Origin of the sequence: Corynebacterium sp. MSK006 (assembly GCF_030232385.1) — a bacterium.
Classification (GTDB): domain Bacteria; phylum Actinomycetota; class Actinomycetes; order Mycobacteriales; family Mycobacteriaceae; genus Corynebacterium; species Corynebacterium frankenforstense_A.
This window is the reverse complement of record NZ_JASPJZ010000008.1, coordinates 72,298-96,790: the sequence shown is the minus strand read 5'-3', so window position 1 is coordinate 96,790 and position 24,493 is coordinate 72,298. Positions and strand designations below refer to the sequence as shown.

Annotated in this window: 31 protein-coding genes; 4 read left to right on the top strand and 27 right to left on the bottom strand. The window is 69.7% G+C overall.

Going from position 1 to position 24,493, the window contains the following annotated elements; translation table 11 throughout:
• Positions 1-151: 151 nt before the first annotated feature.
• The 5 genes from infA to secY form a co-directional block, all read right to left on the bottom strand.
• Entirely contained in the window at positions 152-370 is a 219-nt protein-coding gene (infA, locus tag QQA02_RS06605; RefSeq protein ID WP_075663255.1) for a translation initiation factor IF-1, read from the bottom strand.
• A gap of 178 nt (positions 371-548) precedes the next feature.
• The gene (locus QQA02_RS06600) at positions 549-1,346 is read right to left on the bottom strand and encodes a L,D-transpeptidase (RefSeq protein ID WP_284863762.1); all 798 of its coding nucleotides are present in this window, start codon (positions 1,344-1,346) and stop codon (positions 549-551) included.
• A 115-nt stretch (positions 1,347-1,461) separates the two neighbouring features.
• Positions 1,462-2,253 carry a type I methionyl aminopeptidase gene (gene map, locus QQA02_RS06595; protein WP_284863761.1) on the bottom strand — a complete coding sequence of 264 codons (792 nt, stop codon included), beginning with the start codon at positions 2,251-2,253 and terminating at the stop codon, positions 1,462-1,464.
• A gap of 6 nt (positions 2,254-2,259) precedes the next feature.
• Positions 2,260-2,817: an adenylate kinase gene (locus QQA02_RS06590; RefSeq protein WP_284774381.1), complete on the bottom strand. Its 558-nt coding sequence runs from the start codon at positions 2,815-2,817 to the stop codon at positions 2,260-2,262.
• Positions 2,814-4,139: a preprotein translocase subunit SecY gene (gene secY, locus QQA02_RS06585; protein ID WP_284774379.1), complete on the bottom strand. Its 1,326-nt coding sequence runs from the start codon at positions 4,137-4,139 to the stop codon at positions 2,814-2,816. Before secY ends, QQA02_RS06590 begins: the two co-directional genes overlap by 4 nt.
• Positions 4,140-4,409: 270 nt before the next feature.
• On the opposite strand from secY, the gene QQA02_RS06580 reads away from it, so the two are divergent.
• Positions 4,410-5,054 (top strand): arsenate-mycothiol transferase ArsC, encoded by a 645-nt coding sequence (locus QQA02_RS06580; protein WP_284863758.1) that lies wholly within the window; start codon positions 4,410-4,412, stop codon positions 5,052-5,054.
• Positions 5,055-5,200: 146 nt separating this feature from the next.
• Here the strand turns inward: QQA02_RS06580 and rplO are convergent, their stop codons facing one another.
• From rplO to rpsH, 6 genes are read right to left on the bottom strand one after another with little or no spacing between them, the layout of a single operon-like run.
• Positions 5,201-5,650: a 50S ribosomal protein L15 gene (rplO, locus tag QQA02_RS06575; protein ID WP_284863756.1), complete on the bottom strand. Its 450-nt coding sequence runs from the start codon at positions 5,648-5,650 to the stop codon at positions 5,201-5,203.
• A gap of 7 nt (positions 5,651-5,657) precedes the next feature.
• Positions 5,658-5,843 (bottom strand): 50S ribosomal protein L30, encoded by a 186-nt coding sequence (rpmD, locus tag QQA02_RS06570; RefSeq protein ID WP_284774374.1) that lies wholly within the window; start codon positions 5,841-5,843, stop codon positions 5,658-5,660.
• Between the two features lie 3 nt (positions 5,844-5,846).
• Positions 5,847-6,485 (bottom strand): 30S ribosomal protein S5, encoded by a 639-nt coding sequence (gene rpsE / locus QQA02_RS06565; RefSeq protein ID WP_284774372.1) that lies wholly within the window; start codon positions 6,483-6,485, stop codon positions 5,847-5,849.
• 40 nt (positions 6,486-6,525) lie between these two features.
• Complete coding sequence (gene rplR, locus QQA02_RS06560; protein WP_284774370.1) at positions 6,526-6,933, bottom strand: 50S ribosomal protein L18; 408 nt, start codon at positions 6,931-6,933, stop codon at positions 6,526-6,528.
• A 2-nt stretch (positions 6,934-6,935) separates the two neighbouring features.
• A complete protein-coding gene (rplF, locus tag QQA02_RS06555) occupies positions 6,936-7,472 on the bottom strand; it encodes a 50S ribosomal protein L6 (RefSeq protein WP_284863754.1) in 537 nt (178 codons plus the stop codon).
• A gap of 18 nt (positions 7,473-7,490) precedes the next feature.
• A complete protein-coding gene (rpsH, locus tag QQA02_RS06550) occupies positions 7,491-7,889 on the bottom strand; it encodes a 30S ribosomal protein S8 (RefSeq protein ID WP_284774366.1) in 399 nt (132 codons plus the stop codon).
• A gap of 416 nt (positions 7,890-8,305) precedes the next feature.
• Here rpsH and QQA02_RS06545 point away from each other — a divergent pair, with 416 nt between their 5' ends.
• Together QQA02_RS06545 and fdhD are read left to right on the top strand one after the other, a co-directional pair.
• Positions 8,306-8,581, top strand: coding sequence for a DUF6457 domain-containing protein (locus QQA02_RS06545; protein ID WP_284774364.1), 276 nt, complete (start codon positions 8,306-8,308; stop codon positions 8,579-8,581).
• Between the two features lie 38 nt (positions 8,582-8,619).
• On the top strand, positions 8,620-9,444 hold the full coding sequence (fdhD, locus tag QQA02_RS06540; RefSeq protein ID WP_284863752.1) for a formate dehydrogenase accessory sulfurtransferase FdhD: 825 nt from the start codon (positions 8,620-8,622) through the stop codon (positions 9,442-9,444).
• 72 nt (positions 9,445-9,516) lie between these two features.
• Here fdhD and QQA02_RS06535 read toward each other — a convergent pair whose 3' ends face one another.
• The 9 genes from QQA02_RS06535 to QQA02_RS06495 all read right to left on the bottom strand — a co-directional run bounded on the left by QQA02_RS06535 (position 9,517) and on the right by QQA02_RS06495 (position 17,464).
• Positions 9,517-10,323 (bottom strand): formate/nitrite transporter family protein, encoded by an 807-nt coding sequence (locus QQA02_RS06535; protein ID WP_284774360.1) that lies wholly within the window; start codon positions 10,321-10,323, stop codon positions 9,517-9,519.
• Between the two features lie 325 nt (positions 10,324-10,648).
• Entirely contained in the window at positions 10,649-11,233 is a 585-nt protein-coding gene (gene rplE / locus QQA02_RS06530) for a 50S ribosomal protein L5 (RefSeq protein ID WP_284774359.1), read from the bottom strand.
• Positions 11,234-11,548, bottom strand: a complete 315-nt coding sequence (rplX, locus tag QQA02_RS06525; RefSeq protein WP_075663239.1) for a 50S ribosomal protein L24 — start codon at positions 11,546-11,548, stop codon at positions 11,234-11,236.
• Positions 11,549-11,917: a 50S ribosomal protein L14 gene (rplN, locus tag QQA02_RS06520; protein ID WP_075663238.1), complete on the bottom strand. Its 369-nt coding sequence runs from the start codon at positions 11,915-11,917 to the stop codon at positions 11,549-11,551. It abuts the gene before it with no gap.
• A 265-nt stretch (positions 11,918-12,182) separates the two neighbouring features.
• Entirely contained in the window at positions 12,183-13,055 is an 873-nt protein-coding gene (locus QQA02_RS06515; protein ID WP_284863748.1) for a hypothetical protein, read from the bottom strand.
• Positions 13,056-13,280 (bottom strand): hypothetical protein, encoded by a 225-nt coding sequence (locus tag QQA02_RS06510; protein ID WP_284863746.1) that lies wholly within the window; start codon positions 13,278-13,280, stop codon positions 13,056-13,058.
• On the bottom strand, positions 13,280-13,639 hold the full coding sequence (locus tag QQA02_RS06505) for a hypothetical protein (protein ID WP_284863744.1): 360 nt from the start codon (positions 13,637-13,639) through the stop codon (positions 13,280-13,282). The genes QQA02_RS06510 and QQA02_RS06505 overlap by 1 nt, the downstream gene beginning before the upstream one ends.
• 177 nt (positions 13,640-13,816) lie before the next feature.
• Positions 13,817-15,877 (bottom strand): sucrose-specific PTS transporter subunit IIBC, encoded by a 2,061-nt coding sequence (locus tag QQA02_RS06500; protein WP_284863742.1) that lies wholly within the window; start codon positions 15,875-15,877, stop codon positions 13,817-13,819.
• 114 nt (positions 15,878-15,991) lie between these two features.
• Entirely contained in the window at positions 15,992-17,464 is a 1,473-nt protein-coding gene (locus tag QQA02_RS06495) for a GH32 C-terminal domain-containing protein (RefSeq protein WP_284863739.1), read from the bottom strand.
• Positions 17,465-17,660: 196 nt separating this feature from the next.
• Between QQA02_RS06495 and QQA02_RS06490 the strand changes: the two genes are divergently transcribed.
• Positions 17,661-18,557, top strand: a complete 897-nt coding sequence (locus tag QQA02_RS06490) for a carbohydrate kinase family protein (RefSeq protein ID WP_284863737.1) — start codon at positions 17,661-17,663, stop codon at positions 18,555-18,557.
• A gap of 22 nt (positions 18,558-18,579) precedes the next feature.
• On the opposite strand, the gene QQA02_RS06485 is transcribed toward QQA02_RS06490, so the two are convergent.
• The 7 genes from QQA02_RS06485 to rplP all read right to left on the bottom strand — a co-directional run bounded on the left by QQA02_RS06485 (position 18,580) and on the right by rplP (position 24,491).
• Entirely contained in the window at positions 18,580-19,848 is a 1,269-nt protein-coding gene (locus QQA02_RS06485) for a threonine/serine exporter family protein (protein ID WP_284774421.1), read from the bottom strand.
• Positions 19,849-19,958: 110 nt separating this feature from the next.
• A complete protein-coding gene (locus QQA02_RS06480; RefSeq protein ID WP_284863735.1) occupies positions 19,959-21,284 on the bottom strand; it encodes an ABC transporter permease in 1,326 nt (441 codons plus the stop codon).
• Positions 21,281-21,937: an ABC transporter ATP-binding protein gene (locus tag QQA02_RS06475; RefSeq protein ID WP_284863779.1), complete on the bottom strand. Its 657-nt coding sequence runs from the start codon at positions 21,935-21,937 to the stop codon at positions 21,281-21,283. The genes QQA02_RS06480 and QQA02_RS06475 overlap by 4 nt, the downstream gene beginning before the upstream one ends.
• Before the next feature lie 104 nt (positions 21,938-22,041).
• Positions 22,042-23,280 (bottom strand): efflux RND transporter periplasmic adaptor subunit, encoded by a 1,239-nt coding sequence (locus tag QQA02_RS06470; RefSeq protein WP_284863777.1) that lies wholly within the window; start codon positions 23,278-23,280, stop codon positions 22,042-22,044.
• A gap of 273 nt (positions 23,281-23,553) precedes the next feature.
• Positions 23,554-23,835 (bottom strand): 30S ribosomal protein S17, encoded by a 282-nt coding sequence (gene rpsQ / locus QQA02_RS06465; RefSeq protein WP_284863733.1) that lies wholly within the window; start codon positions 23,833-23,835, stop codon positions 23,554-23,556.
• Positions 23,836-24,075 carry a 50S ribosomal protein L29 gene (gene rpmC / locus QQA02_RS06460; protein ID WP_075663230.1) on the bottom strand — a complete coding sequence of 80 codons (240 nt, stop codon included), beginning with the start codon at positions 24,073-24,075 and terminating at the stop codon, positions 23,836-23,838.
• Positions 24,075-24,491, bottom strand: a complete 417-nt coding sequence (gene rplP, locus QQA02_RS06455) for a 50S ribosomal protein L16 (RefSeq protein WP_075663229.1) — start codon at positions 24,489-24,491, stop codon at positions 24,075-24,077. Before rplP ends, rpmC begins: the two co-directional genes overlap by 1 nt.
• Positions 24,492-24,493: the final 2 nt, after the last annotated feature.

The window sequence follows — 24,493 nt, the reverse complement described above, 5'->3', positions numbered from 1 at the left end:
CGTCCACGCCAACCGGCGTCCCGTCCGGACCGTTACCCGGAGAGGTACGCCGTGGTGCGCGCGGCTCCAGCCACCGTGGCCGGAGGTGTGCAGCGCCCCGCGCCCGTCGTACGGGAGCGGGGTACCTGGGAAAAGAGGAGGCGAAAATGTCCTACTTGTAGCGGTAGACGATGCGACCGCGGCTGAGGTCATAGGGCGACAGCTCGATGACCACGCGGTCCTCGGGGAGGATGCGGATGTAGTGCTGACGCATCTTTCCGCTGATGTGCGCGAGAACCTGGTGTCCGTTGTCCAGCTCGACCTTGAACATCGCGTTCGGCAGGGGCTCGATGACGCGGCCCTCGACCTCGATGGCGCCTTCCTTAGCCATATCCTCCACATTCCCGGACGGCCGTGGCCGCCCTCGTCGTTTGCACTGCAAGTCAGGCGTGCGCGTATGCCGCACACGCCGTCGGGTAACCCTACCCAGGTAGCAGGGAAAACGCAAAAACACCCCGGTCGCGGGACCGGGGTGCTTGACGACGTCGCGCGGGGCGGCGCGTGCGGGTCTAGTAGACGTAGACCATGTCGCCGACCTGGAGCTGGTCGAAGTAGGTCACCGCGTCGTCGTGGTTGAGGTGGATGCAGCCGTGCGAGAGCAGGTTGACGTTGCCCTGGTGGAAGGCCACACCGGTGTTGGTGAAGTACACCGAGTACGGCATCGGGGCGTTGCCGAACTCGTGCGAGATCTCGTCCTTGACCTTGCGGTTGACGAAGTGGGTGCCCTTCGGGGTCGCGGTGGCCGGCGAGGGCGCGCCGGCGGACATCGGCACGGGGCCATAGGAGACGCGACCGCCGTCCTGCAGCCAGGTGCGGCCGCCGTCGATGTCGATGCAGGCGCGGGCCTGGGCCGGGCAGGGGCCGGTGTCCACGCCGGTGTTAGCGGCGGGCGGGGCCGGGCGGGCGGCCGCCTCGGCGGCGGCGACGCGCGCGGCCTCCTCGGCGTTCTTCTGGGCGATCAGGCCGGGAAAGAGCCCCTCGACGACCTGGTCGACGAACTGGCGGGCCGGCTCCTGCATCTCGGGCGACAGGGCGGCGGCCTGCTGGTGCAGCCAGACGCGCGAGTCCCAGGCCTGCTCACGGGCCTGGTCGGCGAGGTCGTCGATTTGGGCCTGGAAGTCGGCGGGCAGCTGCAGGGCGGACGAGCCGACCTGCGGAAGCTCGGCGGAGCCGGGTCCGGAAAGGGCCTGGGCGTTGGCGTTCACCGGGCCGGCCACGAGCGTCGCGGCGGCCGCGCCACCGGCGAGCAGGGCGCCGACGCGGCGACGGGCGCGCGACGGCTTGGCGTGACGGGGCTTGTAAGTCATGCGGCGAGTATAACGTCTCCCCTACTCAACCGCGCGCGACGCCCGCGCCGGACGGCGAACCGCTCCGCGCTCGGGGCGCGGGGCGGCGTCGGAAATCGGATTCAGTCCGGGCGCGTCACTCAGCCCGCGGGGTGAGGATCCGGGGACCGTCGGCCGTGGCGGCGACGGTGTGCTCCCAGTGGGCGGCACGGGTACCGTCGGCGGTGATGACCGTCCAGTCGTCGTCGAGGATCTCAGAGTCCCAGGTGCCCAGGGTCAGCATGGGCTCGACGCACAGCGTGGTTCCGTCCTGGATGACCGGGCCGTGGCCGGCACGGCCCTCGTTGGCCAGGTACGGGTCCTCGTGCATCTCGTGGCCGATGCCGTGGCCGCCGAAGCCATCGACGATACCGAAGGCCAGGCCGTGGCGCTCCTCGGCGGCGTGGGTGGCCACCTCGAGGGCGTGCGAGACGTCGGAGAGCCGGGCGCCGGGCACCATGGCGGCGACCCCGGCGAGCATGACCTCCTCGCAGGCCTCGTTGAGCGCCTGCGAGTCCGCGTTGAGCTCGCCGACGCCGAAGGTGAAGGCCGAGTCGCCGACCCAGCCGTCGAGCGTCGCACCGCAGTCGATGCTGACCAGGTCGCCCTCGACGAGCACGGTGTCCTCGTTCGGGATGCCGTGGACGATGACGTCGTTGACGGAGGCGCAGATGGAGCCCGGGAACCCCTGGTAGCCCAGGAACGTCGGGTAGGCTCCCGCGTCACGGATGGTCTGCTCGGCGACCGCGTCGAGCTCCTTGGTGCTCACCCCGGGACGGGCCGCGGCGCGCACGGCGAGGAGGGCCGCGCCGACCACGCGGCCGGCGGCCTCCATCGCGTCGAGCTCGCCGGGGGTCTTCGCCGGGATGCGCTTACGCCGGAAGATCAACTTCGCTTAGCCCTCGACGTGATCGTTGATGGCGGCCAGGGCGCGGGCGTTGATCTCCTCGATCTCGCCCTCGGCCTCGACGTTGATCAGCTGGCCCTCGTAGTGCTCGATCAGCGGGGCGGTCTCGTCGCGGTAGACCTGCAGACGGGTACGGATGGTCTCCTCCGTGTCGTCGGCGCGACCGCGGGCGAGCATGCGCTCGACCACGACGTCCTCGGAGACGCGGAAGTTCAGCACGCCGTCGAGCTTGAGGCCCTTCTTGGACAGCAGGTCGGTCAGGATCTCGGCCTGCTCGACCGTGCGCGGGAAGCCGTCGAGCAGGAAGCCGTCGGCGGCGTCCGCCTCGTCGAGGCGGGACTCGACCATGCGGGCGGTGACGTCGGTCGGCACGAGCTTGCCGGCGTCGATGTACTGCTTGGCCTCCACGCCCAGCGGGGTGCCCTCGCCGATGTTGGCGCGGAACAGGTCGCCGGTGGAGATGTGGGGGACGTTGAGCTTCTCGGAGAGAATGGCGGCCTGGGTGCCCTTGCCGGCACCGGGGGGCCCGAGGAGAACGAGTCTCATTTGAGGAGTCCTTCGTAGTTGGATTGCAGGAGCTGGCTCTCGATCTGCTTGACCGTGGTCAGGGCGACCGAGACGAGAATCAGGATGGCGGTGCCGCCGAAGGCGGTCATGCCCGATCCTTGCTGGCTGCCGACGCCCAGGTCCAGGGCGATGTTCGGCAGCACGGCGATGATGCCCAGGTAGATCGAGCCCACGAACAGCAGGCGGTTCATCACGTACCCGAGGTACTGGGCCGTGGGACGCCCCGGACGGATGCCCGGGATGAAGCCACCGTACTTCTTCATGTTCTCCGCCTGATCATTCGGGTCGTACTGGACCGAGACGTAGAAGTAGGAGAAGAAGATGATGAGCACGAAGTAGATCAGGATGTAGATCCACGACGAGGGCGTCATCAGGTGCGAGATGACGTTGCGCTGCCACCAGTTGTCCGGCGCGCCCGCCTGGCCCGAGTTGACGATCTCGGTGATGAGCACCGGCATGTAGATCAGGGACGAGGCGAAGATGACCGGGATGACGCCGGCCTGGTTGACCTTCAGCGGCAGGTAGGTCGAGGAGCCGCCGTACTGGCGGCGCCCGACCATGCGCTTGGCGTACTGGACCGGGATGCGGCGCTGGCCCTGCTCGACGAAGACGACGCCGACGACGAGCACGATGACCGCGGCGATGACGATGCCGAAGACGAGGCCGCCGGAGTTGTTGAGCACGCTCATGCCGTCGTTGGGCAGGCGGGTGGCGATGCCGGCGAAGATCAGCAGCGACATGCCGTTGCCGATGCCCTTCTCGGTGATCAGCTCACCGAGCCACATGACGATGATCGCGCCGGCGGTCATGGTCACCACGAGCACGATGAGGTCCCAGAGGTTGCGGTCGGCGACGAGGACCTGGACACCCTGGCCGAGCAGCTGCTCGCGGTCCGCCAGGGCGACGATGCCCGCGGACTGCAGCAGCGCCAGCGCCACCGTCAGGTAACGGGTGTACTGGGTCATCTTCGTCTGACCGGACTGCCCCTCCTTCTTCAGCTGCTCGAAGTGGGGGATGACCACGGTCAGCAGCTGCACGATGATGGAGGCCGTGATGTAGGGCATGATGCCGATCGCGAAGACCGACAGCTGCAGCAGCGCCCCACCGGAGAACAGGTTGATGAGCGAGTAGACGCCCGACTGTCCATCGGTGAGGTCGCGGAGTCGCCCGGCGATGGACTGGTAGTCCACTCCCGGGGACGGGATCTGCGCGCCGACGCGATAAAGGATGATCATCGCGAGGGTGAAGAGAATCTTCTTACGCAGATCGGCGTCCCTGAATGCCTGGATGATGGCGGACACGAACCCTCCTGGCTTCCCGCCGGCTGAGCACGAGGCTCGCCCTCCCGGTTCGGGAACGGGCACAAAAAATAGCCGCTCAGCTGCGGGAAGTGTTCTCATGGCCCCGCCGCTTACCAGGCGTGCGGGACTGGTGGACACAATTGACTCTCTTACCCTACCAGCAGCACCGCGTTCAGCCACCAAACCCGGAAGGGTTAAGCATCACCAGAGTGCACCCGCAGGCGCATTGGGTTAACATTTGGTTAACCCCCGGTTAAAGGAGAGATCACCGTGTCGAACAACGACCTTGCCCCCGAGCACTTCGACAACGTGCGCCGCGATCTGCACCGCCGCTTCGGCCACCGGATCGACGCCGAGACCGTCGACCGCGTCCTCGACGAGGCCATCGCCGCCTCCTCGGACGCCGCGGTCTCCACCTTCCTGCCCACGCTCGTCGACCGCGAGGCCTCCGACCGCCTCAGCGAGATGCTCACCGCCGACGACCCCGACGCCGCCTGCCGCCAGGAGATCGTCTACGTCTCCCGCCGCAACGCCGGCCGCACCCAGCTGGCCGCGTCCATCACCCGCGCGCTCGCCGACGAGGACGTCGTCGTGCGCGAGATCGGCCTCGAGCCCGTCGACGGCATCAACCCGCATGTGGTCCCCGTCCTCGAGGAGAAGGGGCTTCCCACCGACATCCTCGGCCAGATCCACCTGGTGCCGCGCACCGTGCACCGCGCCGACGTGGTGGTGCTCATGGGCGTCGACGTCGACGAGATCCCGGACGTGCCCGGCGACCGCTACGTGCACTGGGACGTGCAGAACCCCGACGGCCGCTCGCTCGAGGACGTGCGCGCCACCCGCGACCGCCTGCTGGAGCTGATCCCGGGCCTGCTGAACGACATGGGCGTGCGCACCACCGCCACCGTCGCGTAAGCAATAACGCCGACGCCGCACACCGCGGCGTCGGCAATTTCTTTTTCAACGCGCAAAAAGGACCCCGTCGGTCGCACTCAAGCGACCGACGGGGTCCTTCTCTCACCTCCGCGGCTCCCGCGTGCGCGGGGCCGGGACGAGGCGCCTTAGTCCTCCGTGTTGACGGAGCCGCCGGCGGCCTCGATCTTCTCCTTGGCGGAGCCGGAGAACTTGGCGGCGGTGACGTTCAGGGCGACGTCGATGTCCCCCTGACCGAGCACCTTGACCGGCGCCTTCGGGCGCACGAGGCCCTTGGCGGCGATCTCGGCGGCGGTGACGTCGCCGCCCTCCGGGAAGGCCTTGGCCAGGTCGCCCACGTTGACCACCTGGTAGTAGACCTTGTTCGGGTTGCGGAAGCCCTTCAGCTTCGGCAGGCGCATGTGGATGGGCATCTGGCCACCCTCGAAGCCCGGCGGAACGTTCTTCCGGGCGCCGGTGCCCTTGGTGCCGCGGCCGGCGGTCTTGCCCTTGGAAGCCTCACCGCGGCCCTTGCGGGTCTTGGGCTTGTTCGCGCCCTTGGCCGGGCGCAGATCGTGGAGCTTGATGATGTCGCTCATGGTTTACCTACTCCCCTGCCACTTCTTCGACGGCGACGAGGTGGCGCACCTTCTGGATCATGCCGCGCGTGGCACCGTTGTCCGGCTGGACGACGGTGTGGTGCGGGCGCTTCAGGCCGAGGGCCTCCAGGTTGGCGCGCTGGATCGGGTTGAGTCCGACCCGGCCGCGGGTCTGCGTGATCTTCAGAGCCATGGTTTAGGCCTCCTGTCCAGCGCGAGCGCGCAGCATACGGGCCGGGACGACCTCTTCCAGGGACTTGCCGCGGCGGGCCGCGACCTCCTCCGGACGCACGAGGGCCTTCAGGCCCGCGACGGTGGCGCGGACCACGTTGATGGCGTTGCCCGAGCCCAGGGACTTGGACAGCACGTCCTGCACGCCGGCGCACTCGAGCACCGGGCGGGCGGCGCCACCGGCGATGACACCGGTACCGGGGGCGGCGGGCTTCAGCATGACGCGGCCCGCGGAGTCCTCACCGATGACCGGGTGGGTGATGGTGCCACCGACCATGGGCACGCGGAAGAAGTTCTTGCGAGCCTCCTCGGCACCCTTCTGGATGGCGGCCGGCACCTCCTTGGCCTTGCCGTAGCCGACACCGACCATGCCCTGGCCGTCGCCCACGATGACGAGGGCGGTGAAGCTGAAGCGGCGGCCGCCCTTGACCACCTTGGACACGCGGTTGATGGTGACGACGCGCTCGATGTACTTGTCGCGCTCGTCCTGCTGGCGGCGGTTGTTGCGGCCGCCGCGGCGGTCGCGGCGCTCGCCGCGCTGCTCGTTGTTCTTCTTGTTCTCGTCGGCGGAGCGTCCGCCGTCACGCCGTTCACGTCCCGGCATTACGCGATCCTTCCGTAGATGTTCGTCTTGGCTGCGGTCATCAGAACTTCAACCCACCTTCGCGGGCGGCGTCGGCCAGAGCGGCGACGCGGCCGTGGTACTGGTAGCCGGCGCGGTCGAAGACGACGCGCTCGACACCGGCCTCCTTGGCGCGGGCGGCGAGCAGCTCGCCGACCTTGGCGGCCTTGGCCTTCTTGTCGCCGTCCAGATTGCGCAGCTCCGCCTCGGTGGTGGAGGCCGCGGCCAGGGTGTGGCCGACGGTGTCGTCGATGATCTGGGCGTGCATGTGACGCGAGGAACGGTGGACGACGAGGCGCGGGGCCTCGGCGGTGCCGCGCAGGTTGCGACGCACGCGGGCGTGACGCCGGCTGCGGGCCAGACGACGACGCGTCGAGATGTCCTTGCCCACCGGGACGCGCTTCTTGCTGTTCTCTGCGGTGTTGCTCATCTTTACTTACCCGTCTTTCCGACCTTGCGGCGGACCTGCTCGCCCTCGTAGCGGATGCCCTTGCCCTTGTAGGGGTCGTGGCGGCGCAGACGACGGATGTTGGCGGCGAGCTGGCCGACCTGCTGCTTGTCAATGCCAGTGATCGAGAACTTCGTGGTGCCGTCGACGCCGAAGGTGATACCCTCCGGCGCCTCGACGGTGATCGTGTGGGAGTAGCCCAGGGAGAACTCGAGGTCCTTGCCCTTGGCGACGACGCGGTAGCCCACGCCGAAGATCTCCATGTTGATCGTGTAGCCCTCGGTGACACCGACCACGCAGTTGTTGATCAGCGAACGGGACAGGCCGTGCAGGGCACGGTTCTTGCGGTCGTCGTCGGGACGGGCGACCTTGATCTGGTCGTCCTCGACGGCGGCGGTGATGGGCGCAGGCAGCGCGACGTGCAGGGCACCCTTGGGGCCCTTCACGTCGACGTCCTGGCCGTCGATGTTGATCTCGACACCGCTCGGGATGGTGATCGGGGCGTTACCGACACGCGACATTAGTTAATCACCCTTCCCTTACCAGACGTAGGCGAGGACTTCCCCGCCCACACCCTTCTCGTTGGCCTGTCGATCGGTCATGAGGCCGTGGGACGTGGAGATGATGGCCACGCCCAGGCCGCCCAGGACCTTCGGCAGTTCGGTGGACTTGGCGTAGACGCGCAGGCCCGGCTTCGACACGCGGCGCAGACCGGCGATCGAGGCCTCGCGCTGCGGGCCGTACTTGAGGTCGAGCGACAGGGTCTTGCCGACCCGGGCGTCCTCGACGGAGTAGTCGGAGATGTAGCCCTCCTGCTTGAGGATCTCGGCGATGTTCACCTTGATCTTGGAGGACGGCATCGACACGCGCTCGTGGTGCGCGCCGGAGGCGTTGCGCACACGCGAGAGCATGTCGGCAATAGGATCAGTCATGGTCATGGATGTGACCGTTGCCTTTCTCGTTGCGGTTCCTGAGGATGCCCCACCGAATGCGTTCTCCGGGTGCTGTCTCGGGCCACTTGTGCCGGTCGGACTCAGTAGTCCGCCTGCTCGCTGCCCTTCGTCCACCACGGTCCGCGTGACCGGCGGGGGGCCTACAACAAAGTAGGAAGTACTTACGGTTGGACCCCGCCCACCGGGCAGAGGTCCGTCGACCGAGGCTACAGGCCCGCACGCCCTCGTGGCAAATCCCGATTTCCGACGTCGCGCCCTCCCCCGTGCGCGCCCGCAGCAGGCGCCGGGCGCCGGGTCACCGCGGGCGCACCGCCCGCCGCGACGGGCACGGGCCTAGAGTGGGCCGTGCCGATGCGGCGGCGCCCCGCCCCGCCGCCAGTGAGAGCAGGAAGGAACCCAGCGTGAACGACCCGACCCGGGACAACACCGCCAACCAGTGGCTGCTCGAGGCCTGCGAGGTCCTCGACATCGACTACGAGGGCTTCAAGGCCGTCATCCCCGATCTCCTCGACCTGACCCGCGACGTCGCCCACGGCCCCTCCCGTCCCGCCGCGCCGCTGACGGCGTTTCTGGTCGGCGTGGCCGCCGGCCGCGACGGCGCACAGCTGCCCGAGCACGGCCACGACCGCGTCGCCCAGATCACCGAACGCCTGCGCGCCGACGGCTACCTGGACTGATCGCCCCACCCGCAGACCCGCCGAAAGGAACCCGCACGTTGTCCCGCATCACCCCGTCCTTCGCGGTGAAGAAGGTCCGCCTCGACGAGGCGGGCGCCGTGGAGACCGACACGCGCGCCGACGTCGTCGCCGGTGAGGAGCCCCTCGAGATCCGCGTCGGCGGGAAGACGCTGACGACGACGATGCGCACCCCCGGCGCGGACATCGATCTCGTCCACGGGCTGCTCTACTCCGAGGGGCTGATCAGCTCCGCCGACGAGGTCACCGAGGCCCGCTACTGCGCCGGGGCCTGCGGGCCGGACGGGGTGAACACCTACAACGTCCTGGAGTTCGAGCTGGCCGGCGGGCGCGCCCCGGCCCCGGAGTTCATCCGCACGCTGCCGACCTCCTCGGCGTGCGGGGTGTGCGGCTCGACCTCCATCGAGCAGATCATGTCGAAGGCGCGCCACCCCATCGTGCCGCTGGCCCTCGACCCGCAGCTGGTAGTCGGCCTGCCGGAGAAGCTGCGCACCGGGCAGAAGGCGTTCCGACGCACCGGCGGCATCCACGCCGCCGGCGCCTTCACCGCCGACGGGGATCTGGTCAGCGTGCGCGAGGACATCGGCCGGCACAACGCGGCCGACAAGGTCATCGGCGACCTGCTGCGCACGGGCAGGATGCCGGCGGAGAAGATGATCCTCGTGATGAGCTCGCGCGCCAGCTTCGAGCTGGTGCAGAAGGCCGTCACCGCGGGCTTCTCCGCGCTTGTCGCCGTCTCGGCGGCCAGCTCCCTGGCCGTCGAGCTCGCCCGCGAGGCGGGCCTGGCGCTGACCGGCTTCACCCGCCCGGGCCGCTTCAACCTCTACTCCGGCGAGCTCGCCTGAGCCCCCGCCCCACCGACGAGAGCGGCCCCGCCTCAACAAGAGGCGGGGCCGCGGTGTCTCACGGGTGTGGGATCAGTCCCGGTAGACCTCGTTCTTGGACATGTTCAGGTAGGCGTAGACGCCGCCGATGAGCAGGCCGCCGCCGACGAAGTTGCCCAGCCAGACCATCAGCCAGTTGATCCCGACCGCCCCGATAGTGAAGTTCTCGGGCATCAGCGCCGGGTCGAAGCCGGCGTTGAAGAAGGTCAGGGTGAACAGCGAGAAGTTGGCGATGATGTGCTCGAGGCCGAGGCCGACGAAGATGGCGATGAACGGCACGATCACGAAGAACTTGCTCACCAGGTCCTTGGCGAACAGCGCGCCGACGATGCCCATGTTGACCACGAAGTTCGCGCCCATGCCCTCGACGAAGGCTTGCCAGGGCCCCTTGTCCAGCTTGCCCTCGGACAGGGTGGCGATCAGGTGGCTGGAGTCGAAGTCGTTGAACTTGGCGGAGTAGCCGAGCAGGGCGGCGATCAGGGCCGCGCCGATGAGGTTGAAGAACGTGGTGACCACGAGCAGCCAGACGGCCTTGCCCCAGCCGATCTTCTTCTGCACCGCGCCGTAGGACATGAACATCATGTCGCCGGTGGCCAGCTCGGCGTTGAGGATCACGATGGCGAAGAGCCCCAGGCCGAAGAACAGGGCGAAGAAGACCGCGCCCAGGGCGGTGTTGTCCAGCGCCGTGTTCACGCCCTGGCCGACGACGGCGGCGAAGGCCGTGGCGACGGTCAGGTAGACGCCGGCCAGCGTGGCGCGCGTGGCGAAGCGCAGAAAGTCGTGGGTGAGCAGTTCGTCCTTCTTCTTGACCGCTCCCGCGACGGTCTCGTTCAGGGACATGGGCAAAGCCTTCCTCTTCAGCGTCCGGTCGAACCGGGGTGACGTCCCCGGCACGCCCGGGGCGATTGTCCCGGCCGAACCGGGTGAAACATCGACGTGCCCGGCACCGCGCTTCGGTACCGGGGCGACGCGGGACACCTTACTCCCCGGCTGACCTGCGGCCCACATGGAGGTGCGAGATCCTGGACACAACAGCATTGTCCCGGACCGAATCTCGGAAAACCCGGGCATGCAGAAGACCCCCGCCCGAAGGCGGGGGTCTGTGCGCTACGCGGCGCTCACGCGGGGACGTCGCCCCGACGCGGCGTCGGAAAGCGGAAGGCTCTTAGGCCTCCTTGGCCTGCATGCGGCCGTCCTTGCCGGCGAAGGGGAAGCCCAGCAGACGCAGCAGCGAGCGGCCCTCCTCGTCGCCACCGGCGGTGGTGACCAGCGTGATGTCCATGCCGCGCGGACGGTCGATCTTGTCCACGTCGATCTCGTAGAACATCGTCTGCTCGGTCAGACCGAAGGTGTAGTTGCCGTTGCCGTCGAACTGCTTGTCCGACAGGCCGCGGAAGTCACGGATGCGGGGCAGCGCGACCGTCAGCAGACGGTCGAGGAACTCCCACATGCGGTCGCCACGCAGGGTGACCTTGGCGCCGATCGGCATGCCCTCGCGCAGCTTGAAGTTCGCGATGGACTTGCGCGCGCGGCGGATCTGCGGCTTCTGACCGGTGATCGCGGTCAGGTCCTCGATCGCGCCGTTGATCAGCTTGGAGTCGCGGGCGGCGTCGCCGATGCCCATGTTGACCACGATCTTGGTCAGGCCGGGCACCTGCATGACGTTGTCGAAGTTGTACTTCTCCTGCAGCTTGCCGCGGATCTCGTCGCGGTAGACGGTCTTGAGCCGCGGGGTGTAGTTCTCAGCCATTTAGATGTCCTTCCCGTTGCGCTTCGAGATGCGGACCTTCCGGCCGTTCTCGTCGAAGCGGTACCCCACGCGGGTGGGGTTGCCGTCCGAGTCGAGGACCGCCACGTTCGAGACGTGGATGGGCGCCTCCTGGGTGACGATGCCGCCGGACTCGGCGCCACGCTCCTGGGCGGAGTCGGCGACGTGCTTCTTGATGCGGTTGACACCTTCGACCAGGACCTTGTCGCGCGCGGGGTAGGCCTCGATGACCTTGCCGCGGGCGCCCTTGTCCGGCCCGGAGATGACGAGGACCGTATCGCCCTTGTGGATCTTCACCTAGATCACCTCCGGTGCGAGGGAAACAATCTTCATGAACTTCTTCTCACGCAGCTCACGGGCGACGGGCCCGAAGATGCGGGTACCGCGCGGCTCGTTGTCGTTGCGGATGAGCACGGCGGCGTTCTCGTCGAACGCGATGTAGGAGCCGTCCTTGCGGCGGGTCTCCTTCTTCGCACGGACGATGACGGCCTTGACGATCTCGCCGGCCTTGACGTTGCCGCCGGGAGTCGCCTCCTTGACAGTCGCCACGACCGTGTCGCCGATGCCAGCGAAGCGTCGGGTGGAGCCACCGAGCACGCGGATGACCAGGATCTCCCGGGCACCCGTGTTGTCGGCGACCTTCAGACGCGATTCCTGCTGAATCACTGGGGTCTCCTTGACCTGGTTGCATGTGCGTCAGATTTCCGTCCTGTACGCACGCGGTCTCTTGCTTCTTTGCCTCGACGGCGCCGCGCATCACCTGCGCCGGCGTCCCGCGGGACGTCGGGCGGCTCGGAAACGCACCGCCGCGCCCGCCCGTCGGGGCAACCCGAACATTAAACCACCCGGTCCCCGCGCCGGTCAAACCCCGTGTCGGGGCGCACACGGGCCCGATTTCCGACGCCCCGCCACGCGCCCGTGGGCGCGCGTGCTAACGGTCCGTCGGGTCCCCCGGCGCGGAGCCCTCCGCGTCCGCGTAGGCGTCCGCCGCGGTGGTGCCGGCGTCCGTTCCTGGCCCCGCCGGTTCCTCGCCCACGGCGGTGGGCTCGGTCTCGGCGACGATGCGCACCTCTCCGGGGATGAGCGGGCGGTTCTTCGCGTCCGCCCAGAACTCCTCGCTGTCGAAGGAGTCCGCGTCGAAGTCGGCGTCCGGGTCGCCGGCGAGCTCGTCGACGACGTCGGCGGTGATCACGTCGCGCAGGCCCTCCCCCTCGACGCTGGCGGCGCGCTCGTGGCGGGCGAGGTCCACCCAGTCCTCGCGGGAGAAGCGGCCCTTGCGGTCGATGCGGCGCAGGATCAGCGCGCGGATCTTGTCGCGGCGGCGCGACTCCGCGGTGATGCGGCGGCGCCCCTTGGACAGCCAGGTGATCAGCAGCACCGCGATGAGCACGATGCCCAGCCAGCCGAGCCACGGGAAGACGTTGGCCACCAGCAGGGTGAAGTCGAAGAAGCTCAGGGCGAAGCCGGCCAGGGTGACAACAGTGAAGATGATCCGGTAGCGGTTCGGGGTGGCCACGGAGACGCGCTTGCCCAGGGAGTAGAAGACGCCCAGGGCGGTGGAGAAGATCATCAGGTAGGTCGCCACCGAGGCGAAGATGCCCAGCGCGGTGTTCATCTCGGTGATCAGGGCCAGGGTCGGCAGGTCCGCGTCGTGGACGGAGTCGATCTGGAAGATCAGCGCGACGGCCATCACGATCAGAATCGCGCCGAAGAGCCAGCCGCCGATGAAGCCGCCGCGGCCGGCGGTGCGCGGGTGCCAGTTGTTGCCGCCGATGATCAGGGCCATGGCGATGCCGGAGAACATCTACAGGCCGATGTAGTTGAAGGTCGACAGCCACCAGTTCGGCAGCGGGGACTCGACGGACTCGCGGGCGAAGGCCTCGGCCGCGGCGATGTCGTCCGGCGGGTTGGCCACGCCGTAGAGGGCCGCGGCGAGCAGCACGAGGATCATCACCGGGGTGATCGTGCCGATCATGTTGGTGACCTTGTCCACGTTGAACATGCCGGCGGCGAGCACGAGGGCGACCATCAGCGCGGAGCCGACCCACAGCGGCAGGCCGAACTGCTGGTTGAGGTGGATCCCGCACCGGCGAGCATGACGAAGCCGATGCAGAACTGTGAGATCGACAGGGAGTAGTCGAGGAACTTCGCCATCAGCGCCGAGGTGATCGACTCGAAGACCATGCCGTGCGACTGGGCGCGGAAGTAGCTGCCGTACTGCAGGATCACCATCGCGGTGAGCGGCATGAGCAGCAGGACCACCGCGCCGCCGGCGATGCCCCACCATCCGTAGGAGACGTAGTACTGCAGCATCTCCTGGCCGGAGGCGAATCCGGCGCCGACGGTGGCGCCGAAGTAGGCCAGGGCGATCACGAGGATCTTCTTCACGGTGGTGGTCCCTCTCCTCTCCTTCAGTTTCGTGTCATGTACCCATCTTGGTGGTCGCAGACGGTCGTGCCAAACCGAAGCGCGAGATTTCTCCCCTGCGCACACGGCTGACACACGCCTGCGGCCCCGTCCCGGAGGGGGCGGGGGCCGCGGGTTTCAGGCCGGTCTACCGGGGCGTCAGGCCTTGGTGGCCGTGCCCGTCGCGCCGGAGGCCGCGGGCGCCTCGGCCTTTGTGGAATCGACGGTGTAGAACGCGTCGCCGGCGGCGACCGGACCGGGCACCGCGAGCCCCTCGGCCGGCAGGACCGGGCCGAGCTTCTTGGCGTTGGAGACGACGACCGGGGTGGTCACCGGGTAGCCGGCGGCGTTGATCGCCTCGATGTCGAACTCGCACAGCTTCTGGCCGCGGGTGACCTCGTCGCCCTTGTTGACCAGGGAGGTGAAGTGCTCGCCCTTGAGGTTGACGGTGTCGAAGCCGATGTGCATCAGGATGTCGACCTTGGCGCCGTCGGCGGCGGTGGTGCGCACGGCGTAGGCGTGCTTGCTCGGGAAGGTGACCACGACCTTGCCGTCGACCGGGGAGACCAGCTCGCCGACCTCGGGCTCGACGGCCAGGCCGTGGCCCAGCTTGCCCTCGGCGAACATTGGGTCGTCCACGGCCGGCAAGGCGACGACCTCACCGGTCAGCGGGCTGGTCACGGCCGTGGCGTCGGCGGCGGCGACGGCACCGGCGGCCGCGGTGGAACCCGTGGCGGCGGCACCGGTCAGCGCGGCACCCGTGGCGGGGTCGCCGCCCTCGGTGCCCACGGCGTCGGGGTCGATGGAGCCGTTGCGGGCGATGAGGCGGCGGCCGTAGATCCAGTTCGCCGCGAAGGAGAGGACGAAGACTATCACGGCGCACAACAGGAAGCGGCCCCAGTCGCCGGCGCGCATGGAGACGACACCGATGAAGCCGGCCGCGCCCAGGGCGGTGGCCTTGACGTCGAAGAGGGCGATCATCGCGCCGCCGATGGAGGCGCAGCCCATGCCGATGAAGAACGGCCAGCGCAGGCGCAGGTTCACACCGAAGATGGCGGGCTCGGTGATGCCGAAGATGGCGGAGAAGCCGGAGGCGCCGGCCAGGCCCTTGAGCTTCTCGGACTTGGCCTGGGTCCACACGGCCAGCGTGGCCGCGCCCTGGGCGATGTTGGCCATCGAGGCGATGGCGAAGATGAAGGAGCCGCCCGCGGTGGCCCACAGCTGGATCTCGATCGGCGGGAAGGACTGGTGCAGGCCGGTGATCACGATCGGCGAGTAGACCAGGCCGAAGACGAAGCCGCCGACGGGGCCGGCGAAGTCGTAGAGCCAGGACAGGCCCTCACCGAGCCAGTCGCCCGCGGTACGCATGACCGGGCCGACGGCGATGAAGGTGATGAAGCCGGTGACCAGCAGGGTCAGCACCGGGGTGACCAGGAAGTCGACGGTGCCCTTGAGGTGCTTGTGCAGGAACTTCTCGATGGTCGCCAGTATCCAGGAGACCACCAGCACCGGCAGCACGGTGCCCTGGTAGCCGGCCTGGGCGACGTTGAGACCGAAGATGTCCCAGTAGAGCATATCGCCGGAGGCCATGGTGGCCGCCACGTCGTAGCCGTTGACCAGGCTCGGCATGACCATCGCCATGCCCATGCCGGCGCCGAGGAACTCGTTGCCGCCGAAGCGCTTGGTCGCGGTGAAGCCGACGAGGATCGGCAGGAAGGCGAACGGGGCGCTGGCCAGCAGGTTGATCAGGCCCGAGACGTCCTCGAGGACGGGCACCATCTGGATCAGCGACTGCTCGCCGAAGACGCCCTCCGCCACGAAGACGTTGTTGAGGGCCATCAGCAGACCGCCGCCGACCAGGATCGGGATCAGCGGGACGAAGATGTCCGCGAGCATCTTGACCGCGCGGGTGAACCAGTTGCCCGACTGGGCGACGACGTCCTTGAGCTCCTCGGTCGACACGGCGATCGACTTCGAGGTCTGGCGGTCCAGCTCGTCGAAGACGTAGTCGACGTCGCCCGGGCCGACGATGACCTGGAACATGCCGCCGGACTCGAAGGTGCCCTTCAGGTCCGGGTCGTTGTCCAGCTTCTCACGGTTGACCTTGGAGTCGTCCTTGAGCACCATGCGCAGTCGCGTGGCGCAGTGCGCGGCGGCGACGATGTTGTCCTCGCCGCCGATGTCGGCCAGCACCCTGCTGGCCACGTCTTTGTAGTCCACTGCCTTGTGGCCCTTTCTCCCCGCCTGCGGCGGGGTCCGGTACGTATTCTCCCGGCCGGTCGTACGGGGGTTCACTCTGGTTTGTCTGTCGCTTCGGTTGACTGTCTGTCCCGGTCAGCCCGCGGCCCGGGGCGGCGACCCGGCGCGCACGGGCGCCCAGCGCTCCCCCGCCGTCGGCCACGCAGTCAGCGCGGCCGCCACGGCCCCGTCGCCGGCGAAGACCTCCACGGCCGCGGCGTCGACGATCACGCGGCAGCGCCCGGGCGGGCACCGGAAGACGCGGGTGTCGGCGGCGTTGCCGTCGCCGGCGTCCGTGCGCGTGCCGGCCCCGGCGCGCGTGAGTGCCACGCTTTCCGACGCCGCGTCCCAGGTCACCGTCACAGCGACCGTCCCGGCCGTGTCCACCAGTTCCACTCCGGCGTCCGTGCCCGCGACGAAGTCCACGGTGACGTCCTGCACCCCGGCGACCGACGCGGCGTCGGCGAGCACGGGCTCCTGGATGAGACGCCCGGCCTCGAAGCGCACGCGGCGCGGCAGGGTCAGCGTGTGCACCCAGCCGTCGGCGAGCGTGGGCGCCTCATCGGCGCCGGGCAGGCCCATCCAGCCGAGCATCAGCGCGTCGCCGTCCGGGTGCGCGATCAGCTGCGGGGCGTAGAAATCGTGGCCGAGATCCAGCTCGCTGAAGCCGCGGGTGACCTCGAAGGTCAGCGCGCCCGGCTCACCGGTCAGGTGGCCGACGAGGTAGCCGCACTGGTCGGAGCTGGCGTAGTGGGTCACCGCGACGTCAGGGTGCTCGGGGTCCATCTCCTCGACCTCGTCGAGGCCCTGCGGACAGACGACGAGCACGTCGTAGTCGCGGCCGTCGGCGTGGTCGGTCAGGGTGATGAGGTTCGGGCACTCCCACATGTAGCCGCCGGGCACGAGGTCCGGGGCGTCGCCGGGGGCGGTATGGGTGGTGTCGAAGACCGGCTCACCGGCGAAGTCCCAGTGCTCCAGGTCGGTCGAGGTGTAGACGACGACGGTGCCGGTCTCGTCGGCGCGCTGGGCGCCGAGGACCATCCGCCAGCCGCCGTCGGCGACGCGGGTGACGTGCGGGTCGCGCACATGCCCGGTGTAGCCCTCCGGCGAGCCGTCGATGAGCGGGTTGACCCCGTCCAGGCGGTGGATGCCGCCGGCCGGGCCGTCCGGGTCGGTGACGAAGACGCGGTTGACCGACGGGGTGCGCACCCCGTCCTCCTTGAGGTTGCCCGTGTAGAAGAGCTGGACCCGGCCGGCCTCGTCGGTGACCGCGGAGCCGGAGTAACAGCCGTCGCGGTCGTAGGCCTGGCCCGGGTACAGGGCGTCCGGCAGGTGGTGCGGCTCGCCGCCGGACAGCGGCAACGTGGTGTGCGCCCAGCCGGTGCGCTTGTGCGCGAAGGGAAAGACCGGGTCGTGCTGGTAGTAGACGTGCAGGGTCTCCCCCGAGACGAAGAGTCCGTTGGGGTCGTTGAGACGACCGGCCGGGGGCGCGACGTGCAGCCGGGGGCGCGGGTGGTTCAGGCCGCCCTCCGCCCCGGGGGCGGGGTCTGCGGCGTGCTCGATGGCCATGGACCTGATGGTATCGACCGGAAGTTGCTAAATCCATTTATCAGATTGTGATTCCGCTCCCACCTCCCGGTTCCGGGGCTTGACAGGCTGCGGCGGCTGCCGACGGTACGGCGGACCGGACCGCGCCCGGGATTGACCCAGGCCCGCCCCGGGGCGCACGCGGTGGATGCGCGGTGCTTTCGCTAGCCTGGAGAACATGATCACCGTCTACGGCGAGGGCCTGGTCGACCTGGTCCCCAGCCAGAACAACCCGCTCTCCCCGCTCGTGCCCGCCCTCGGCGGCGGCCCCTTCAACGTCGCCGTCGTCCTGGCCCGCCAGGGCGCCAAGGTCGCCTTCCAGTCCCGCGTCTCCGAGGACAACTACGGCGACGCGCTCATGCGCCGCCTCGAGGAGGAGGGCGTGGACACCTCCGGCGTCCAGCGCGGCCCCGAGCCGACCACGCTCGCGGTGACCACCATCGATCAAGAGGGCTCGGCCTCCTACAACTTCTACTGCGAGGGCACCGCCGACCGCCTCGTGGAGCCGGCTGCCGTCGACTGCGACATCGCCTGCTTCGGCACCGGCTCGCTGGCCTGGGAGCCCGGCGCCTCGCGCTACATCGAGGTGCTGCACCGCCACGCCGCCGCCGGCCGCCTGGTCGCCCTCGACCCGAACATCCGCCCCGACTTCGCCACCGACGCCCACCGCGAGCGCCTGCTGGGACTCCTCGACGACGTCAACCTGCTCAAGCTCTCCGAGGAGGAGGTCGAGTTCTTCGGCGGCATCGACCGGCTACGCGTCAGCTCCGTCGAGGCGATCGTGACCACCCGCGGCGGCGCGGGGCTCAGCCTCGACTGCGGCGAGCTCCACCTCGACGTGCCCGCCCACCACACCGAGGTCTCCGACACCATCGGCGCCGGCGACACCATCATGGGCTCGCTGCTCGCCGCCATCGAGCGCGCCGGCCTCAACGCCGGCCAGCTGGGTCAGGCCACCGAGTCGCAGTGGCACGAGATCCTGACCCTGGCCGCCGCGGCCGCCGCGATCACCTGCTCGCGCACCGGCGCCCAGCCGCCGACCCTCGACGAGGTCGCCGCCGAGCTCGGGCGCTGACCCTCCCCCACCCCGGGCCGGCCTACTTCTCGGCGCCGGCCAGGGGCTTGTCCAGGTCGATGTAGCGGCCGAGCACCCAGTCGCGGTCGGTGAGCATGCGGGCGGTGACCAGGCCCGCGCCGATGGCCAGCACGGTCATCACCGCCGTGGCCGCCGCGTCCACGCCGAGCTCGATGTTGCCCGAGGTCAGCGCGTAGACCGAACCGAACATCGCCGGGCCCGGGATCATGATCACCGAGGCCGGCACCGTGGTGGTGATGCGGGGGATGTCCGCCTTCTTGGAGGCCACCGCGCCCAGCAGCCCGATGGCCAGGCCGCCGAGGAAGGCCGCCGCGTACGCGCTCGCCCCGGCCTGTACGAGCACCAGGCGCAGCACGTTGGCGGCCATGCCGACCACCGCGGCCACGAGCACCATCCGCCGCGAGGAGTTGAACAGCAGGGCGAAGCCCGCGATGCCCACGAACGAGGCCGCCGCCGCCAGCAGGAACCAGCGCGGGTCGTCCACCACCGCCGGCCGCGGCGGCGGGGCCATCCCCGTCACCCCGCTGACCAGTGCGACCGAGAAGGTCGCCGCCACGATCACCGTCGCCGCGTACGTCAGGCGCGACAGGCCGGCGATGAAGTCGAAGCGGGAGAGGTCGATGATCGCGGAGAACAGCGGAAATCCCGGCACCACGAAGAGCACCGAGGCGACGAAGCCGGGGGCGGCGGCCGCGGGCTCGACCAGACCGGCCAGGCCCAAAAGCTCGATGACCGCCCAGAAGACCAGGCAGGCCGTCACCGCGGCCGCCGCCACGGCGCCCAACTGGCGCACGTGGCGGTGCAGCAGCAGGCCGCGCACCGCCTGGCCGCACCCGGCGGCGACGGCGACCACCAGGACGTCGGCAAGCGAGAAGTGGTTGAGCACGGCGAACCCGGCGCACGCCAGGCCGGCGGCGGGCACCAGCACCGGCAGCGTCCAGCGCTTGACCACGCCGGACTCGATGCGGTCGAGGCGGGCGTTGAGCCACTCGGCGGAGATGTGGCGGTCCAGGTTGTGGGTCAGGGTCTCGAGCGCCTCGATGCGCGAGGCGTCGACCCCGGGGCTGTCCTGGCCGGCGACCACGGTGCGGAACTGGTCGCCCTGGTGGAACGTGCAGGTGATGGTGGTCACCGAGATCTGCGCCTCCAGGCGGTCGAAGCCGAGCGCTCGCCCGGCCCGCTTCATGCCGCGGATGATGCGGTAGCCGCCGGTGCCGGCGGCCATGAACATCAGGCCCAGGCGCAGCACCGCGTCGGCGGCCACCCCCATGCGGTGCTGACGCTCCGCGTCCCAGCCCCCGTTGTCGCCGGCCACGCCGGCTGAACTCTCGCTCAACGAACAAGTCCTCCTGTCGCGGCGATCTTTCCGCCGCGAGAAACTCACTCGTAGCGTAGCGCGTCGATCGGGTCGAGCTTCGCGGCCTTGCCTGCCGGGTAGTAGCCGAAGAAGAGCCCGACGCCGAGCGCGAAGAGCAGCGAGACGGCCACCCCGGAGAGCGGCGGCAGCACGAAGGTGCCCAGCGCGGCGGAGCCGATCATGCCCGCGACACCGCCGATAACCACGCCCAACAGGCCGCCGAGCAGGCAGACGATCATCGCCTCGATGACGAACTGGACGCGGATGTCGCGCCGGCGGGCGCCGAGCGCCTTGCGCACGCCGATCTCGCGGGTGCGCTCGGTGACGGTGACCAGCATGATGTTCATCACGCCGATGCCGCCGACGAGCAGGGAGATGCCGCCGATGGCCGAGAGCACGATCGACATGGTGCTGAACAGCTGGTTGAGCGCGTCGAGGCTCTCCTGCAGGTCGATGACCTTGGCGTGGTTGTCCGTGTTGTCGCGGTAGAACCCGTCCGCCCAGGTCTGCACGTCGCGGCCTAAGGTCTTGGAGTCCTCGCCCTCGGCGGCGCGCACGCGGATCTCCGCGTAGCCCTCCGTCGCGTCCTCCGCGCCCTGGCCCGACCCGGCCGCGCCCGCGCCCGCGCCGGCGCCGGAGCCGCCGGCGGCGAGCTCCTGGTCGGCGCCGAGCGGCAGGTAGATCTGCGGGTTCGGGCCGCCGTCGTCGACGACGAGCAGCCCGCCGCGTGCCTGCGACTCGTAGACGCCGACGACCACGACCGTGGTCTCGGCTCCCTTGTTCCGCAGCCGGAGCTCGTGGCCGAGCGCGGCGTGCGCGTCGCCGCCGAAGAGGTCGTCGACGGTCTGCTGCGGCACCACCGCCACCGGGCGGCGCCCGGCGACGTCCTCGGCGGTGATCAGGCGCCCGGCGACCGCCACCATCTTGGTCAGCGGCATGATGTCTTGGTTGGCCGTGCGCACGTCGGCCTTGCCTCGGCTGAATCCGCGGGTGACCTCGACGCCGGAGGTGGTCTGGCCTTCCACGGCCACGCCGGCGATGCGGCCCTCGAAGCGGGTGCGCAGGTCGTCAACCATCTCGGGCGTGATCAGGTCCTGCGGCGGCACCGGCCCGGAGACGTAGCCGGAGTCCTCCTCCTTGGTGTCGCGCGGCTCGACGACGAGCGTGACGTCGTTGGCGCCGATGTCGTCGAGGGAGTTCATGGTCTGGGCCTGCAGCGAGCGGCCCAGGGTGAGAATCGCGACGACGGCGGCGATGCCGACGACCACGCCGAGCAGGGTCAGCGCCGAGCGCATCTTGTTGGTGCGCAGACTGGTCACCGCGAGGGTGACGGCCTCGGAGAAGTTCACGCGATCACCCCGTCGCGCATCGTGAGCACCCGCTCGGTCTCCTCGGCCAGCTCCGGGTTGTGGGTGATGAAGACGATGGTCATCCCCTGTTCCTCGTGCAGTCCGTGGAAGAGGTCCATAACCTGGCGCCCGGTGGCGGTGTCCAGCGCACCCGTCGGCTCGTCGGCGAGCAGCAGCACCGGCCCGTTGGCCAGGGCGCGGGCGATGGCCACGCGCTGCTTCTGCCCGCCGGAGAGCTCGTTGGGCCGGTGGCGGGCGCGGTCGGCCATGCCGACCTGCTCGAGCAGCGCCATGGCCCGCTCGCGGCGCTCGCCGCGCGGCACCCCGGCGTACGTCATGGGCATCTCGACGTTGCGCAGCGCGTCGATGCGCCCGACGAGGTTGAAGCTCTGGAAGACGAAGCCGATCTCGTCGGCGCGGTAGCGCGCCAGCTCGTCGTCGTCGACGGCGAGGACGTCCACGCCGCCCAGCTCGTAGGTGCCCGAGGTCGGCCGGTCGAGCAGCCCGATGATGTTCATCAGCGTCGACTTGCCGGAGCCGGAGGTGCCCACCACGGACAGGAACTCGCCGCGGGCGACGTCGACGTCGCAGCCGTGGAGCACGGTGATCTCCGCCTCGGTGCCCTCGTTGAAGCGCTTGACGACGCCGCGCATCTCGATCAGGTGGGGCTGGCTCGGCGTCGGCGTGGGTTCCGGCGCCTGCGGCGCCTGGGCCGCCGCCAGCTCCTCGGTCGGCTGGTCGTTCGGCTGGGGCCGGCTCACTGCCCCTCCCCCGGCTGGTCGGCGGGCTCCTCGACGGCGACGGTCTCGCCGACGGCGTCGCGGTAGTCCGCGGCGCGGTTGACCACGAGGTCGCCGCGGCGCAGCGGGCCGCCGGTGACCTCCACCTGGAAGTCGGTGACCAGGCCCGGGGTCACGCCGCGCTCCTCGATGCGGCGCTGGCCGTCCTCGCCCTCGGCGAGCACGAGCACGGCCTGGGTGCCCTTGGCGGTGTCGAAGACCGCGTCGCGCGGCACGCTGAGCACGCCCTGTGCCTTGTCGGTGAGCACGCGGGCCTTGGCGGTGGCACCGACGGGCAGGCCCTCGGGGCTGCCGGAGATCTCGATCTCCACCGGGTAGGTCGGCTTGGTCTGGGCCCCGGCGGCCGCGGCCTCGGCGGGCACGGGTTCGGCGACGGGCGACATCTTGGACACGGTGCCCCTGAGCTCCTTGTCGCCGGTGGTCGGGGTGGTCAGGGAGACCTCGTCGCCGGTGTGGATGCGCCCGGCGTCGGCCTCGTTGACGGTGCCGCGCACGACGAGGCGGGCCGGGTCGCCGATGGTGACCACGGGGCCCTGGGCGGGCGCGCCCTCCTTGGCGCCGACGGAGACGACCACGCCGTTGGCCGGCGCGCGTAGGGTGGCGGCGTAGATGTCGTCCTGCAGGGCGGAGATCTGGCTCTGCAGCTGGCGGCGGGTGGTGGCCAGGCTCTGGCGGGCCTGCCCGACGGCGGCGGCCCCGCTCTGCGGGTCGGCACCGGCCGCGCCGGCGCCCTCGCCGGTCGCGTCCTCCTCGCCGGTGCCGGCGTAGCCCGCCGCACCTCCGGCCTGGGCGGCGGCGTAGGCGCTCTCGGCCTGGTTGATCTGCTCGGCGCCGCCGGCCTCCGCGTCGGCCAGCTGGCCGCGCAGCGAGTCGAGCTGGCGCTGCATGTCGGTGGTGTCCATCTCGGCGACGACCTGGCCCTCCTGGACCTGGTCGCCGAGACCGACGAGCAGGCTCGCCACGTTGCCGGTCGCCCGCGTGGTGATGTTGGTGGTCTCGGCCGGCTCGACGCGGCCGGTCACCGCCACCCGGGTCTCCAGGTCGCCCGGTTCGACCTCGGTGTAGTCCTCGGCGCTCATCGACCGCGACGGGCCCATCGCAGCCAGGGCGAACCCGGCGACCAGGGCGACGACGACGAGGGCCAGCAGGACGGCGCCGGCGATCCAGAGGCCGCGGCGCTTCTCGGGGAATCTCATTTTCACGCGACAAGGTTACTTCACGGTGACCGTGAAGAGAATCGGGGGTTTCCCTGAATTCGCCACGGATCGATCCCCCATACGGCGCCGCCGGCGCGGCGACGGTGTGCCGCGCCGGCGGCGCGGCCACGCGCCGGTCCGTAGGCCTGCCGCGCACGGGCGAGGGGCGCGGCGTCGGCAATCTCTCTGACGCACACGAAAGGGCCCGTCCCGGACGAATCCGGGGCGGGCCCTTGAACCCGTGACCGTCAGACGGTCACCGGGGCGGACAAACTACTTGGCCTTCTCGAGGATCTCGACGAGGCGGAAGTGCTTGTTCTTCGACAGCGGGCGGGTCTCCTCGATGAGGACGCGGTCGCCGACGCCGGCTTCCTCGTTCTCGTCGTGGGCCTTCACGCGCGAAGAGGTGCGCATGATCTTGCCGTAGAGGGCGTGCTGCTTGCGGTCCTCGACCTCGACGACGATGGTCTTCTGCATCTTGTCGGAGACGACGTAGCCGATGCGGCGCTTCTGCGCGGTCTTCTCGAGGGTCACGTTCTCAGCGTTCTCGGTCATTTAGCCTTCAGCCTCCTCGTCACCCGGAACCACGGACAGGCCCAGCTCACGCTCACGGATGACCGTGTAGATGCGGGCGATGTCGCGCTTGACGGTGCGCAGACGGTTGTTGTTGGTCAGCTGCCCGGTGGCGGCCTGGAAGCGGAGGTTGAACAGCTCCTCCTTGGCCTCGGACAGACGCTCGGTGAGTTCCTCGGCGTTCAGCGCGCGGAACTCGTGGGCGGGGGTACCGGTAGCCATCAGAACTGGTCCTCCTTCTTGATGATGCGCACCTTGCACGGGAGCTTCTGCGCGGCACGGCGCAGAGCCTCGATGGCGGTGGCCTCGTTCGGGTAGCTCATCTCGAAGAGGATGCGGCCCGGCTTGACGTTGGCGATCCACTTCTCGACGGGGCCCTTACCGGAACCCATGCGCACGCCGAGCGGCTTCTGGGTCAGCGGACGGTCCGGGAAGATGTTGATCCAGACCTTGCCGCCACGCTTGATGTGGCGGTTGATCGCGATACGACCGGCCTCGATCTGACGGTTGGTGATGTACGCCGGCTCGAGAGCCTGGATGGCGTAGTCACCGAAGGTGATGCGGTTACCGCCCTTGGACAGCCCGGAACGACCCGGACGGTGCTGGCGGCGGTACTTCACGCGCTTCGGGATAAGCATCG